Genomic DNA, 13,166 nt, shown 5'->3' with positions numbered 1-13,166 from the left:
ATGGCCGAGGTCGAGCGGGAGCCGGCGACATGCTTCTTCGGGGAACGCACGTGTTCAGAACTGTCCGGCTGGTTGCCGCCGCGTCGATTACCCTTTGGGCCGCAGGAGCCGCAGCAGAGGGAACCGCTCCGGCTACCGGCGCGGCGAGCGACGCGTCTCCGGCCGCGCCCGCGGCACCCGCACCCCCTGTCTCGCCGCCGGCGCCGCCACCGCAGATCACCGCTCCGGCACAGCCGGCGGCTGCCCCGCCCGTACCGGCCACAGGGACACCCGCGACGGTTCTGGATACCCAGGATTACGAGGGTGTGCTCGGCAAAGCCGTGCGCAGTTCCACCGGCGAGGATATGGGTCGGATCATCGACATCATCCTCGACAAGGATGGTCGGCCACGCGCCGCCATCATCGATTTCGGCGGCTTTCTCGGCGTAGGCTCGCGCAAGATCGCGGTGGACTGGCGCGCCATGCGTTTCTCGCCGGATGGCAAGCCGAGCCGCCTCGTCCTCCAATTGAGCCGGAACCAGGTTCGCGTCTCGCCGGAATACAAGCCGGGCGATCCCATCGTCGTCCTCGGCCCGGCGAGCCCGAGCGTTCCGCCCGACGGCGACGCGGCGGCCGGCCAAGCGGCTCCGCCCGCTCAGGTGGCCCCTGCGCAAGTCGCTCCCGCGCAAGTTCCGGCAGCGCAAGGCCCGGCAGCGCCAGTCCCGGCAGCGCAGCTCCCTGCGGTTCAGCCCCCCGCCGCACCGACTCCGGCGGCTCCGGTCCAGGCTCCCGTCACGCCGCCGTCGACCCCTGCGGCCACTCCCATGCCAGACAAGCCGGCTGAGAAATCGCCGGACAAATGACGGCATCCCGCTCGCAGAATCGACGCGTCATCAAACCCCGCGAAGTGCCCCGGTCGGAATTCCGACCGCGAGGGGTTCCCCGGCGTGACGCCTATGCCGAGATGCCCGGAGAGGCTTCGACCGACATGCAGGCCGTTTCGGTGAGAAGCAGCCGCGGGCTCGACGCCTTCGCGTTCTTCGTCGCGAACCTCCAGACCGGGTTCGGTCCGTTCCTCGCCGTGTACTTCACGCAGGCGCAATGGACGCAATCCGACATCGGTTTCGCCCTCACGGTGGGCAGCCTCGTCAGCCTGCTCGGTCAGGTGCCGGGCGGTGCTTTCGTCGATGCGGTTCGTTCGCGACGCTTCGCGGCGGGGCTCTCGGTCGTGGCGATCTCGCTCAGCGCCTTCGCCCTCGCCATGTGGCCGAGCTTCCTCATCGTTCTGCTCGCCATGGCGGCCCATTCGGCCGCGAGCTGCATCCTGACGCCGGCCATCGCGGCCATCAGCATCGGGTTGGTGGGGCATAAACGTGCCGGTGAACGGCTGGGGCGCAACGCGAGCTTCTCGGCGCTCGGCAACGCGGTCGCGGCGGCGTTGATGGGAGCCTGCGGCTACTACCTGTCGAACGACGCGGTGTTTTACCTCACCGCCTTCCTCATGATCCCGACCCTGATCGCGCTCTCGTTCATCCGTCCGGGCGCGGCACCGCTGCAGGCCCGCCAAGCCGAGGCGGTGGAGTCGGGGCCGAAGGAAAGCGCGCTGAAGGCCATCGTCACCAATCGCCCCCTCCTGTGCTTTGCCGCCTGCATGACCCTTTTCTTCCTGGCCAACGCGGCCATGCTGCCTCTCGTGGGCAGCATGTTGACCCTACGGGCCAGCGAAACCGCCACGGCGCTCATCGCAGCCTGCATCGTGGTGCCCCAGGTCGTCCTGGCGATTTCCGGCCCGGCGGTCGGGCGGGCCGCCGAGAAATGGGGCCGCCGCCCGCTCCTTCTCATCGGCTTTGCCGCCCTCCCGATCCGCGGCCTGCTCTTCGCCTATACCGACAGCCCCGAACTCCTCGTGGCGATCCAGGTCTTCGACGGCGTCTCGGCGGCCGTGTTCGGGGTCATGGTTCCCCTCGTCGTGTCCGACGTCACGCGCGGCACCGGCCGGTTCAATCTCGCCCTCGGTGCGGTGGGAACCGCCATGGGCATCGGCGCTGCCCTGTCGACGTCGCTGGCCGGAATCATGGCCGACCACCTCGGCAGCCACAGCGCCTTCCTCGGCCTCGCCATCGTGGGTCTGGCGGGCTTCGCCCTCCTCGCCCTGATCATGCCGGAGACCCGTCAGGTGGAGGCGACCTGATGGGGGTACGGCATCGAATTCGCTTGCCGCTCAAGACCCGTTCAGGTTTCCTCGGTATAAGAGCGCAAGCTTGACGGCAGCCTGCAACGCTTGGACGAGATTTGCGTTGCGACCTATAGGTTCACGGTTCCGTGCTGCCTGCTTGCAGGGTCACGTCAGAATCCGACAGTTAAGAATGAGCACCGGGATGGTCACCCATATGGAAGACCTCTGCGTCTATGCCGACAGGCCCTTCGCCTTCGTCTCCCGTTACCTGAAGCGGCGGGCCCTTCCCCATCTGGTCATCCTCTGCGCTGTCCTCGGAGCCGTCGCTTTCTCCGTGAGCACGGATTACGCGCTGAAGGGCGTCGTCGATGCCCTGAGCAAGGGGCCGGATGCAGGCCTGATCTGGGGCGCACTGGCCGTCCTCATCGCCTTCATCGCTGCCGACAACATGCTCTGGCGCGTGGCGAGCCTCGTCGGATCCTTCACTTTCGTCGGTGTCACGGGTGATATCCGCCGCGACCTGTTCCGGCACATGACCGGGCATTCGCCGTCCTTCTTCGCCGACCGGCAGCCCGGAACTCTCGCCTCGCGCATCACCGCAACCTCTAACGCGATCTTCACGGTCGAGAACATGTTCGTGTTCAACGTGATGCCGCCTTGCGTCGCGGCCTTCCTGTCGATCGTCTATATCGGCACCGTCAACCTCACCATGGCGGGCGTCCTGGCCGGCATCTTCGCCGCCGTCGTCATCCTGATGTTCAAGATGGCGGCTGCGGGAAAGCCGCTCCACCACGACTTCGCGGCCAAAGCCGCGAGCGTGGATGGCGAGATGGTGGATCTCGTAGGCAACATGCCGCTGGTCCGCGCCTTCTCGGCGTTCAAGCGGGAATACAAGCGCTTCGACGGCACCATCGGCGTCGAGATGCGGTCGCGCCGCTCCTCGCTGCTCTACCTCGAGAAGCTTCGGATCGTTCACGCGATCCTCACAGTCTTCGCCGTGCTCGGCCTGCTCTACTGGGCCATCACCATGTGGGAAGCGGGCCAGGCCACGAACGGACAGGTGGTCCTCGTCTGCACCCTCGGCATCCGTATCCTCGCCGCCACGCGCGACCTCGCCGTCGCCTTGGTGGATGCGACCCAGCATACGGCCCGGCTGTCGGAGGCCCTGCATACCCTGCTTCAGCCGCACGACCTGATCGACCATCCCGAAGCGATGCCGCTTTCGGGCACCGGCGCCGAGATCGAGTTCGATCACGTCGCCTTCTCGTATCCCGACGGTCGCGCGGTCTTCACGGATTTCAACGTGAAGATCGAGGCCGGGCAGCGCATCGGTCTCGTGGGCAAGTCGGGTGGCGGTAAATCGACCCTCTTCTCGCTGCTCCAGCGCTTCTACGAGGTCCAGAGCGGGAAGATCCTGCTCAATGGTCAGGACATCAACCGGGTGACGCAGGATTCCCTGCGCGAAGCCATCACGGTGGTGCCCCAGGACGTGTCGATGTTCCACCGGACGCTGCGCGAGAACATCCGCTACGGCCGGCCGGACGCGTCGGACGAGGATGTCTGGAAGGCCGCCGCGGCGGCGCATTGCACCGACTTCATCGAGGCGTTGCCGGAGGGCTTCGACACGATCGTGGGCGACCGGGGTGTGAAGCTGTCCGGCGGTCAGCGCCAGCGCATCGCCATCGCCCGCGCCATCCTGAAGGATTCGCCGATCCTGCTGCTCGACGAGGCGACCTCGGCGCTGGACGCCGATTCCGAGGAGGCGATCCGGCACGCCCTGGCCAATCTGATGAAGGGGCGGACCGTCATCGCTATCGCGCACCGCCTCTCAACGCTGAAGGATTTCGACCGGATCGTGGTGCTCGAAGGCGGGCGCGTCATCCAGGACGGCTCGCCGGACAAGCTTACCCACCTCGACGGGTTCTATCGCGAGTTGATGAAGAAGGAATCGATGTCGATGGCACTCGCCGCCGCCTGACCGATCAGGCGGGTGGTGACACGCCGAACCCTTTGATCGCGCGGATGACCGCCGCCGCGCGATAGGGCTTCTGAAAGAAGACCGCGCCGCCTACCATCCGGGGCGGGGTGTGAGAGAAGCCGGTGGCGTAGATCACCGGCAGGGCGGGACGGATGTCCCGCGCGGCTTCGGCGAGTTGCCATCCATCCATCGCCCCCGGCAGACGGATGTCCGTGAACAGGATGTCCACCGGGTCGCCACGCTGCAGAATATCGAGGGCGCTTTCTGCGGTGACAGCCGGGATCACGTCATATCCGACCTCCTCGAGATGGGCGGTGATGACGTCGAGAAGCATCACCTCGTCCTCCACGATGAGAATACGGACAGCGGACGCTGGATGGTGCATCGACGACTCCGTTCGGATGAGACTCGGTTAGGATGCCCATGACGGCCACGTTCGCCGCCACCGGTCGAACCGTTGGCGCTCCCCGAGCGTCGCGGCGGGCCTGACGACCAGCATGAACGACCCGGGTGGAATCGGGAATCGCCACAGCGTGGTCCGGCATCGAAGTGCCAGACCGCAACCGTGTTTCGCTACTCGACGACGAGCTTGTAGCTTTGGCCCGCCCGGATGACGGCACCCCGCTCCAGCTCGTTGAGGACGAGGAAGCGGTCGAGGGGACGATCGGGCACCACCATCCTGCGCGCCATCTCGTCGGCCGTATCGGCCGGCCCGGCGACGACGACTTGGATGCGCAGCGGGCGCAGGGACTTCACTTCGTCGGGGCCGACGCCGGACAGGCTCTCGGTCCAGCGACGGAACGCGCCATCGGGATCCGTGCTGCCCTTGGCGGCCATGATCATGCGGAAGGTTGTCTCCCCGACCCGGACAGCGGCGAGGCGGAAGGTCCAGTCCTTACCGCGCGACATCGCCGTGACTGCGGAGTTGCCGGCGATCATCCGGTTCTCCACCGAACTCGCCTCGATGCTGTCGCTCCAGGTTGCGCGCAGCACCTCCTCCAGGCTCTGGCCGACATGGCTTTCGACCTGATCGAACAGAAGGCGGCGGCTTCCCTCACCGGTGGCGCCGAGGACGGCGTTCCGCGTGTTCTCGATCGTGAATCCCTCCGGTACCTCGAAGGCGATGCCGAGGCTCGGATGGAGGAAGCGGCGGCCCTTGACGATCCCGTCGCCCGGATTGTCGCCATAGGCGATACCGTCGATGGCCGCGAGGTAGCGGGCACGCTCATCGACGCCGAGGCCGGGCGCGCCGATCAGGCGGGCTGCACGGGTGACGAGGTTGATCCGCTCGCTGGTACCGGGATGGGTGGCGAGCATGTCGGGCTCGCCGGCCATGCCCGTCCCGGTCTTCATGTTGGTCGTGCGATTGAGCGAGTTGAGGAACCGGCCCGCACCGAACGGATCGTAGCCGGCCCGCGCCAGGGTCCGGACACCGATCCCGTCCGCCTCGAGCTCCTGATCGCGGGAGAACCGGGCCAGGGCGAATTTCGACTGGTTCTGCAATTGGGCGCCGGTGGCCGGATCGTTGAGCACGTCGGCGACGACCCGGCTCACCAGCTGCGAGCGCAGGGCCAGTTCGGTGCGCGCCGTGGCATGGCGCAGGGTGACGTGGGCGATCTCATGCGCCAGCACGGCGGCGATCTCGGACGTATCGCTGGCCAGCGCCAGCAACCCCCTGGTCACGTAGAGCCGGCCATTGGGCAGGGCGAAGGCATTGATGACCGGCGAGTCGAGAAGCGTGACCGCGTAGGTCTCCTCCGGACGGTCGGTGGCCTTCACCAGACGGTCGGTCACCTCCGTCAGCAGGCGCAGAGCCGCCGGCGAACGGTATTCACCCCCGAAGGAAGCCACGAGCTTGGCATGGTCGGCATCCGAGGCGGTCCGCTCCCGGCCCGTGGTGCGGGGAGCCTCCACCGGGACCTTGATCGCGGCCGGCTGCAACAGGGCGCCGGTCTGGTCGGCGCCGCAGCCTGCCAACAGCGGCAGGATGAGCGTCGACATGAGCAGGCCGCTTCGGCCAGCCCAGAATCCGCGATGTCGAGTGTGCCCCCCGCTCATTCCGTTCAGCGCCGAAGCGCCCGCTCCTCATCCAAAACTTCGATCATGTCTGCGCTTGCGATGTCGAGGGTGGGTCCGCGCCAAGACTCGACGACACCGCGAACGCGGACGAGGCGCCCGCGTAGCGTCGCCGCACTCAGACCACGTTCACGCAACTGGCGCCAAGTGCGCTTCGACACGGTGACCGTCAAGCCGTCTTCACCCCGCCTGGCGAAATCCACGTAGGTCCGGGCCGACCGCTCGCCGACATTCACGACCCTCCCTTGCGCCACGATGAAACGACCGGTCGCTTCGCGCAACGCGCCACCCTCCCGGCCCTCACGCACGCCCGTGCGCCAAAGCCCCCTCGCCGCTCCGCGAGCCTCGGTTTCGAGGCTCAGCAGCGCTGGCCTGCACAGCGTGTCGCGTTCGCCGGCATCCACATAGGCAAGTCCCTCGGCGATCAGCCCACCGGCAAGGTCCACCGCCTCGTCGAGAACGGCCGCATCGACCTGCGTGCGTCCCCAACGGTCGGCCTCGCCGCGCGGCACGAGCTCCAGCGGACGGTCCCGCTGCCGGAGGAGCCAGGCACGGGCCGCGCCATCATCTTCCACCGGCCAGCGAATGCCGCCCAGAATTGCGCGACTGCCCGATGCCAGGATCAACTCGCCGCGCTCGCCGACTCCCGTGAGCGCATCCTGGCGCGTCGACCCTGCCCGGCATTCCGGGGCGACGAAGCACGTCGCCTCGGCCTGTGCCGAACCGGCCAGGACCAGCGCGAAGTTCGCCCATCCAAGGATGCGTCCGATCCTCACGTGCTGAACCCTCACACCGCCCGGCTCCGAACCGCCCGCCATTGTGGGGCGTCGCGGTGCAGCAAAACAAGGAAGCGATCGATGGCGACGAGCGGTTTGCCCCGTTCTGCGGCCGGTTGGCCACACCGGTAGAGCGCTCGGAACCCGCGCTCGGCGTGAACGCGACGGCACCGCCGTGCCGTCTCTTGATTACCGTCCCGGCGGTTCCCAGCTAACGGAAATCGGCTGCGGGCCCCTCTGGCGGATGCGCGTTGACGCCTTCCGTGATGTCGGAGCCGATGCTTTCCTGCGTCTCGCAAAGCATCGACGGTCCCACATGGTCGACTTTCTCTTCATCGAATGGCTCGGCAAGCCTGTCTGGATGTGGCTCGGGTTCCACGCCCTGGTCGCTGGGCTGCTCGCCTTCGACCTCGGTCTGCTACATCGGGACAAGGACCACGAGATCGGGGTGAAGGAGAGCCTCCTTCTCACCGCGTTCTATTTCAGCCTCGGCCTCGCCTTCGGCGGTTGGATCTGGTGGTATTTCGGGGCACAGCCCGCTCAGGAATACGTGGCCGGCCTCGTGGTCGAGAAGTCGCTGTCCATGGACAACGTCTTCGTCATTGCGGTCATTCTCACCTCCCTGGGTATTCCCCGCGCGGCGCAGCACCGCGTTCTCGTCTGGGGCATTCTCGCCGCGGTGGTCCTGCGCGGGCTGATGATCGGGCTCGGCGCCGCGCTCGTGCACCAGGCCGCCTGGGTCTTGTCGATCTTCGCTGCTTTCCTGATTTTCGCCGGGCTGAAGATGCTGTTCGGCAAGGAGGAAGAGGCCGGCGACATTCAGGACAACGCGATGGTTCGGATGCTGCGCAAGGTGATGCGCATCACACCGGAGATGCACGGCCAACGCTTCGTCGTTCGGAAGCCGGATCCACAGAGCGGCAAGTCCGTCCTCTGGTTCACCCCCCTGGCGCTCGGCCTGATCCTCGTGAACGGCGCGGACGTGATCTTCGCCGTCGACAGCGTCCCGGCGATCTTCGCGATCACCACCGATACGTTCGTCGTCTACACCTCCAACATCTTCGCGATCCTGGGCCTACGCGCGCTCTACTTCGCTCTCGCCGCCATGGTCGATCGCTTCGCCTATCTGAAGACCGCGCTGGCGTTCATCCTCATCTTTATTGGGACGAAGATCGTAGTGGCCGACACGTTCGACCTCGTTCATGTGCCGCCATGGGTGTCGCTTGTCGTGACGCTGGTGCTGCTGGCGGGCGGCGTCGCTTACAGCCTGTGGCGCACGCGGGACGCAGCCAAGGATGCAGCGAAGGACGAGAACAGGGACGCCGTGTCGCAACGCGCCTGAGAGCCGTCTTGAAGTTCGTCACCGGCACCTGTGCCGGTGACGTCACCGATGACTGCGAGGTTAACCGGTCTTCAAACTATGGGGCCGGACCGCTCAGGTGCAGCGACGGATGCGGCGTCGAGCAATCACCGTGACGGTAATGCGGCCAGCAAGTCGCGCAAGGTCGTGATCGTCGAGGCATCGGCGACTCCATCCACGCGTGCCTGGCGAAATCTGCGCTGAAATGCCGTGACGACCGCCTGGGTTCGACGATCGAAAGCTCCGGTCACGGGTATGTCGTAGCCGTAGAGTGCGAACATGGCCTGGAGCGCTTCGATCGGCTGTCCGGTATCGCCCTCCGCGAAGAAGCGCCCGTCGCGGATGGGTGATGCCGGCACGTGATGTCCGATTCCCGCCGCGGCCAGTCGGTGCCAGGGAAAATGCTCGCCTGGATCTTCCTTGCGTTCCGGCGCCACGTCCGAATGGCCGAGGACATGCCACGGGGCGATGTTCCAACGTGTGACGAGATCCTGGGACAATGCGATCACCGCGTCGATCTGCTCGGGCGGATAGGGCGGTAATCCGCCGACATGCCCGCCATTGACGATCTCGATGCCGATGGAGCGCGAGTTGATGTCTCGCTCGATTCCCGTTGTGGCGCGGCCCCATGTACCGGCCCCAGCATGCCAGGCGCGGCGTGATTCCGGCACCATCTGGATCACCCGGCCATCTTCCAGCACCACGTAATGCGCCGAGACCTCGGAGATCGGGTTAGCGAGGCGCTGCAATGCGGCGGCCGCACTCTCCATTCCGGTATAGTGCAGGATCAGCATGGTCGGCGGCCCGTCGCGGCGCTCCCCATGGTTGGGCGATGGCATCACACTGGTCGCCACCGGGCTTTCCGGTTTGGGCTTCATGCGGCAGTTCCTCCGTTCCGCCTCAACGCAAACGTCGTTCGGCGGCGATCCGGTCATAGGCGGCATTGATCGCCGCGAGCCTTTCGGTCGCGATCGTCACGGCTTCGGGGGGGACGCCTCGAGCGATGGCGCGATCGGGATGGTTCTCCATCACCAGGGCGCGATGCCGGGCCTTCACCTCGGCGTCGCTCGCCTCATGGTCTAGATCGAGGACCAGATACGGATCGTCGGCGAGCCGTACATGCCGCGCGGCGATCCGTCGGAAGGCGACATCGTCGAAGCCGAAGGTCTCGGCCACGGCACGCAGGTAGCGCTCCTCTGCTTCATGGATCGCACCATCGGCCTTCGCGATGTGGAACAGGCCGTCGAGGACATCCTCCAGCAAAGCCGGTTCATCGCGAAACGCCGTCGCCATCTGTCGCGCATAGGCCTCGAACCCGGCCGAGGTGCCCTTGGCAAGGTCGAACAGCCGTTGGACGCCGGGCCGCTCCCGCTCGCTGACCTGGATGACCTTGGCGAAGGCCTCGACCTCGGAAGGCGTCACCACGCCGTCCGATTTCGCCATCTTGGCGGCCAGCGCCACGAGGCCGGTGGTGAAGACGACATCCCTCGGCGTCGCGCCGAAGATCGCGCCTTCCCGATCCACCAGGAAGTGACCGGCGACCCCGCCGACCAGACCGCCGATCGGTCCACCGATGGCCAGTCCGATTCCGGCGCCGCCGAGCTTGCCCCAGATCCCGACGGTCATGCGGAACCGCCTTGATGGGCGTGGAGGGCGCATTCGAGGGGCGAAACGAGAAAAGCGTGAGACAGCATCGGCATCGCAGAGGATCGTCGGCCGGTCATTCGCCGGCGCAGACCCGCATACGGCAAATGCCCCCGGCCCGTCTTGTCTCCACGTCATGAAAAAGGGCCGAGGCATGCGCCTCGACCCCGATGTTCTTCCCGTTTGGAAAGATCTCAGCGGCAGTACACGTCGCCGTAGGCGTCGCGATAGGTGCCGTAGGGGCAGCGCGGGGCCGTGCCGGCGCCGATGATCGCGCCGCTGGCGCCACCGATGGCCGCACCGGCAAGAGCGCCGCCGGCCCGACCGGTGGCTGCACCGCCAATGGCAGCACCGGCCAAAGCGCCGAGGCCGGCGCCGCCGAGTGCACGATCCTGCGGCGTGTTGCAGGCGCCGAGGGAGAGGGCGAGAGCCCCGGCGAGGGTAGCGGCAATGAGCTTCTTCATGGTCCCGAGACTCCCTTGTGCGTTTTCTGGCCCGGCTTATCGCCGTGGTGACCTTGCGCAACGTAGCTTAGCCATTCCTTTCGTGGAATGCACGTGATGGGGGAACGGTTCCGGCCAAGCTTTCCGTTCCGGCGAAAAACCCGTTAGTGATGCACGCCAGACACCTTGGGCCGCCCTCGCCGGATGCCCAGATGAGTTTAAACCGTTCGAGGAAGCCATGCTGCGAGCCACCGCCATCGTCCGCAAAGCCGCCATCCGCCCCGATTCCGTTGCCGATAGCGTCACGCTCGATCACGATGGTCGCCAGGGGGCGGCTGCGATCCTCAACGGCGCGGGAGGCTTGAGCTTCACCCTGGCCTTGTCGAAGCCGGCGCCCGTCGAGGACGGCGATGCCTTTCGTCTCGAAGATGGACGCTTGGTGACGGTTCGCGCCGCAGCCGAACCGTTGCTCGAAGTACGCGCCGAGAATCCGGCACGCTTGATGCGGCTTTCCTGGCAGCTCGGCGGCAGTCACGTCCCGGCGGAGATCGGCGCCGACGTCCTCTATATTCCCGCGACTCCGGCGAATGCGGAACTCGTCCGTGGCCAGGGCTGCGCCGCGAACCCGGTCTCACGGGCTTTCAAGCCCGAGCGCGAGGCCCACGACCATAGCCAGTGCGGGCACGATCACCATCACGATCATTCTCATGCGCACGACCATTCGCATGCGCACGATCATGGTCATGACCATGCAGATCACGGGCACGCGCACGATCATGGGAATGACGGCCACGCTCATGTGCATGGGCCGGATTGCAAGCACGATCATTGATTGGAACAGCCGAGGCAGACGTCACTCCGGCAAAGCCGGAGCCAGTCTCTTTGATGCGGACATGATGAAACCTGACGATATCCGTTTCTCGGTCGCGCCGATGATGGATTGGACCGACAGATACTGCCGGTCGTTCCACCGCGTCCTGTCGCGCCGTGCACGTCTCTATACCGAAATGGTAACGAGCAACGCCGTTTTGCACGGAGATAGGGAGCGTCTGCTCGGATTCTCGGATGCGGAACATCCTGTAGCGGTCCAGCTTGGCGGTTCGGTGCCTGCGGATCTCGCTGCGGCGGCCCGTATCGCGGAAAGCTTCGGCTACGATGAGATCAACCTGAATGTCGGCTGCCCATCGGATCGGGTCCAGGATGGGCGCTTCGGCGCTTGCCTGATGCGGGATCCGACTCTCGTGGGGGAATGCGTGGCCACAATGAAGGCCGCGGTTTCGGTGCCGGTCACGGTGAAATGCCGGATTGGGGTGGACGACCAGGATACCGAGGTCGCGCTCGATTCCCTGGTCGATGCCGTGGAACGCGCGGGTGTCGATGGGCTCATCGTTCACGCCCGCAAAGCGTGGCTGCAAGGTTTGTCGCCAAAGGAGAACCGTGATGTCCCCCCCCTCGATTACGAGCGTGTGGCACGGCTGAAACGGAACCGTCCTTTCCTGCCGATCGCCATCAATGGCGGCATCGCCACGATCGAGGAGACGCTGAACCAACTGAATGCGGTCGACGGCGTGATGATGGGCCGCGCGGCTTATCACGAACCCGCACTTCTGTTGGATGTGGATCGCCTGGTCTTCGGCGAGGAGGCCCCGGTCGCGGATGCCTTCGAGGCGGTGGAGGCGTTCTTACCGATCGTTGCTGGGGCTTTGGCGGAAGGTATCCGCCTGCACTCGCTGACCCGCCATATGCTCGGATTGTTCACTGGCCGCCCGGGGGCCCGCGCCTACCGCAGACACCTGTCGACCTTCGGCACCCGGGCGGATGCCGATCTTTCGACCCTGCGCGAAGCGGTGGCTCACGTCTCCAGAGAGATTCCCGAAGGAGCGGCGGCCGCCCAGGCGGCCTGAGCCACAGGGCTCTTAAATGTCAGACGCGCGCTCGAAGGTGACGATGCTGCGGGTCTCACCTTCCTCGGCCCAGTTCGGCATGAGACGCCAAGGGGTCAGGACACGAAGGCGCGTGTCGACGATCTCGAAAGATCGCGTCTGTTCGGTTCCGACCCACGACGGGTTCCAAGCGGCGTCGAGCTTGGCGGTCCACTGGTTTCCCGTGACAGTGAAACGCCCGGTGTAGGAGACCATCGTATCGAGAAGAGCCGCGCGCTCTTTATCGGTGAAAGCGGGCTTACGGCCCTCGCCAGTCAGGTTGAAGAACACCCTCCCCTCAGGCGTGAAATAAGCGAACCCGGCGGGATGCGCGCCCATGACCGGTATCGTCTTGCCCGTGGAACGAACCTCGACCTCATACGAGACGAGCTTCCACAAACCGGTGATCCGGGCATCGCCCGCGGCCTGGACCGATCCGGGCAACAACGAGGCGAAAAGCAGCGGAAGCGACAGGCCGAGAAAGCTGCGGCGTAGGGTCGAAACTCTCATATTCAGATTCGTCCTCTCGGAGCATTGTCACCAGAGACACCCTCACGGTGATCTCGGGGTGAGCTATGCAGTGAGAACGTAGCGCGCTCAACGCTCCAATGCCCAATCTCGCTCGCTTGTGATGCGGTCTCGGTGATTGGTGCTGGGGCGTTGGAGGTTGGGATGTGGACATGACAAAGCCCGCGGCGTTTATGGCGCTGCGGGCTGTGTGGTGTGATGTGTAGGATTGGTTGCGGGGACAGGATTTGAACCTGTGACCTTCAGGTTATGAGCCTAACCTGTGACCTTCAGGTTATGAGCCT

Annotated in this window: 13 protein-coding genes; 6 read left to right on the top strand and 7 right to left on the bottom strand. The window is 65.8% G+C overall.

What is annotated here, in order from left to right; translation table 11 throughout:
- Nucleotides 1-50 precede the first annotated feature (50 nt).
- The 3 genes from ASF32_RS12590 to ASF32_RS12580 all read left to right on the top strand — a co-directional run bounded on the left by ASF32_RS12590 (nucleotide 51) and on the right by ASF32_RS12580 (nucleotide 4,133).
- Nucleotides 51-842, top strand: a complete 792-nt coding sequence (locus ASF32_RS12590; protein ID WP_348271053.1) for a PRC-barrel domain-containing protein — start codon at nucleotides 51-53, stop codon at nucleotides 840-842.
- Nucleotides 839-2,170: an MFS transporter gene (locus ASF32_RS12585; protein ID WP_056428759.1), complete on the top strand. Its 1,332-nt coding sequence runs from the start codon at nucleotides 839-841 to the stop codon at nucleotides 2,168-2,170. The genes ASF32_RS12590 and ASF32_RS12585 overlap by 4 nt, the downstream gene beginning before the upstream one ends.
- A 199-nt stretch (nucleotides 2,171-2,369) precedes the next feature.
- Nucleotides 2,370-4,133 (top strand): ABC transporter ATP-binding protein, encoded by a 1,764-nt coding sequence (locus ASF32_RS12580; RefSeq protein WP_056428957.1) that lies wholly within the window; start codon nucleotides 2,370-2,372, stop codon nucleotides 4,131-4,133.
- 4 nt (nucleotides 4,134-4,137) lie between these two features.
- Here ASF32_RS12580 and ASF32_RS12575 read toward each other — a convergent pair whose 3' ends face one another.
- From ASF32_RS12575 to ASF32_RS12565, 3 genes are all read right to left on the bottom strand, one after another.
- On the bottom strand, nucleotides 4,138-4,518 hold the full coding sequence (locus ASF32_RS12575) for a response regulator (RefSeq protein WP_056428756.1): 381 nt from the start codon (nucleotides 4,516-4,518) through the stop codon (nucleotides 4,138-4,140).
- Nucleotides 4,519-4,706: 188 nt separating this feature from the next.
- Nucleotides 4,707-6,134 (bottom strand): M48 family metalloprotease, encoded by a 1,428-nt coding sequence (locus ASF32_RS12570; protein WP_156467794.1) that lies wholly within the window; start codon nucleotides 6,132-6,134, stop codon nucleotides 4,707-4,709.
- A 62-nt stretch (nucleotides 6,135-6,196) separates the two neighbouring features.
- Complete coding sequence (locus tag ASF32_RS12565; protein ID WP_244483638.1) at nucleotides 6,197-7,000, bottom strand: DNA-binding protein; 804 nt, start codon at nucleotides 6,998-7,000, stop codon at nucleotides 6,197-6,199.
- A gap of 301 nt (nucleotides 7,001-7,301) precedes the next feature.
- Here ASF32_RS12565 and ASF32_RS12560 point away from each other — a divergent pair, with 301 nt between their 5' ends.
- Nucleotides 7,302-8,327, top strand: coding sequence for a TerC family protein (locus ASF32_RS12560; protein WP_056428954.1), 1,026 nt, complete (start codon nucleotides 7,302-7,304; stop codon nucleotides 8,325-8,327).
- 125 nt (nucleotides 8,328-8,452) lie between these two features.
- Here ASF32_RS12560 and ASF32_RS12555 read toward each other — a convergent pair whose 3' ends face one another.
- The 3 genes from ASF32_RS12555 to ASF32_RS12545 all read right to left on the bottom strand — a co-directional run bounded on the left by ASF32_RS12555 (nucleotide 8,453) and on the right by ASF32_RS12545 (nucleotide 10,453).
- Nucleotides 8,453-9,223, bottom strand: coding sequence for an N-acetylmuramoyl-L-alanine amidase (locus tag ASF32_RS12555; RefSeq protein ID WP_056428746.1), 771 nt, complete (start codon nucleotides 9,221-9,223; stop codon nucleotides 8,453-8,455).
- A gap of 22 nt (nucleotides 9,224-9,245) precedes the next feature.
- The gene (locus ASF32_RS12550; protein ID WP_056428741.1) at nucleotides 9,246-9,971 is read right to left on the bottom strand and encodes a TerB family tellurite resistance protein; all 726 of its coding nucleotides are present in this window, start codon (nucleotides 9,969-9,971) and stop codon (nucleotides 9,246-9,248) included.
- A 212-nt stretch (nucleotides 9,972-10,183) separates the two neighbouring features.
- Nucleotides 10,184-10,453 (bottom strand): hypothetical protein, encoded by a 270-nt coding sequence (locus ASF32_RS12545; RefSeq protein ID WP_018042474.1) that lies wholly within the window; start codon nucleotides 10,451-10,453, stop codon nucleotides 10,184-10,186.
- A 217-nt stretch (nucleotides 10,454-10,670) separates the two neighbouring features.
- Between ASF32_RS12545 and ASF32_RS12540 the strand changes: the two genes are divergently transcribed.
- Together ASF32_RS12540 and dusA are read left to right on the top strand one after the other, a co-directional pair.
- Complete coding sequence (locus ASF32_RS12540; protein WP_056428738.1) at nucleotides 10,671-11,264, top strand: urease accessory protein UreE; 594 nt, start codon at nucleotides 10,671-10,673, stop codon at nucleotides 11,262-11,264.
- 61 nt (nucleotides 11,265-11,325) lie between these two features.
- Nucleotides 11,326-12,336: a tRNA dihydrouridine(20/20a) synthase DusA gene (gene dusA, locus ASF32_RS12535; RefSeq protein WP_200919122.1), complete on the top strand. Its 1,011-nt coding sequence runs from the start codon at nucleotides 11,326-11,328 to the stop codon at nucleotides 12,334-12,336.
- A 12-nt stretch (nucleotides 12,337-12,348) separates the two neighbouring features.
- On the opposite strand, the gene ASF32_RS12530 is transcribed toward dusA, so the two are convergent.
- The gene (locus ASF32_RS12530; RefSeq protein WP_244478231.1) at nucleotides 12,349-12,864 is read right to left on the bottom strand and encodes a lipocalin-like domain-containing protein; all 516 of its coding nucleotides are present in this window, start codon (nucleotides 12,862-12,864) and stop codon (nucleotides 12,349-12,351) included.
- Between the last annotated feature and the right edge of the window lie 302 nt (nucleotides 12,865-13,166).

The organism is Methylobacterium sp. Leaf91, from assembly GCF_001422815.1.
GTDB lineage: Bacteria > Pseudomonadota > Alphaproteobacteria > Rhizobiales > Beijerinckiaceae > Methylobacterium.
The sequence above is the reverse complement of the archived record's forward strand: the minus strand, read 5'-3'. Positions and strand labels throughout refer to the sequence as shown.

Bases quoted from the DNA above. Each gene is read 5' to 3' on its own strand.
- ASF32_RS12575 (WP_056428756.1), bottom strand. From the start codon at position 4,518: ATGCACCATCCAGCGTCCGCTGTCCGTATTCTCATCGTGGAGGACGAG.
- ASF32_RS12530 (WP_244478231.1), bottom strand. From the start codon at position 12,864: ATGAGAGTTTCGACCCTACGCCGCAGCTTTCTCGGCCTGTCGCTTCCG.
- ASF32_RS12545 (WP_018042474.1), bottom strand. From the start codon at position 10,453: ATGAAGAAGCTCATTGCCGCTACCCTCGCCGGGGCTCTCGCCCTCTCC.
- ASF32_RS12550 (WP_056428741.1), bottom strand. From the start codon at position 9,971: ATGACCGTCGGGATCTGGGGCAAGCTCGGCGGCGCCGGAATCGGACTG.
- ASF32_RS12585 (WP_056428759.1), top strand. From the start codon at position 839: ATGACGGCATCCCGCTCGCAGAATCGACGCGTCATCAAACCCCGCGAA.
- ASF32_RS12555 (WP_056428746.1), bottom strand. From the start codon at position 9,223: ATGAAGCCCAAACCGGAAAGCCCGGTGGCGACCAGTGTGATGCCATCG.
- dusA (WP_200919122.1), top strand. From the start codon at position 11,326: ATGATGAAACCTGACGATATCCGTTTCTCGGTCGCGCCGATGATGGAT.
- ASF32_RS12540 (WP_056428738.1), top strand. From the start codon at position 10,671: ATGCTGCGAGCCACCGCCATCGTCCGCAAAGCCGCCATCCGCCCCGAT.
- ASF32_RS12560 (WP_056428954.1), top strand. From the start codon at position 7,302: ATGGTCGACTTTCTCTTCATCGAATGGCTCGGCAAGCCTGTCTGGATG.
- ASF32_RS12580 (WP_056428957.1), top strand. From the start codon at position 2,370: ATGGAAGACCTCTGCGTCTATGCCGACAGGCCCTTCGCCTTCGTCTCC.
- ASF32_RS12570 (WP_156467794.1), bottom strand. From the start codon at position 6,134: ATGTCGACGCTCATCCTGCCGCTGTTGGCAGGCTGCGGCGCCGACCAG.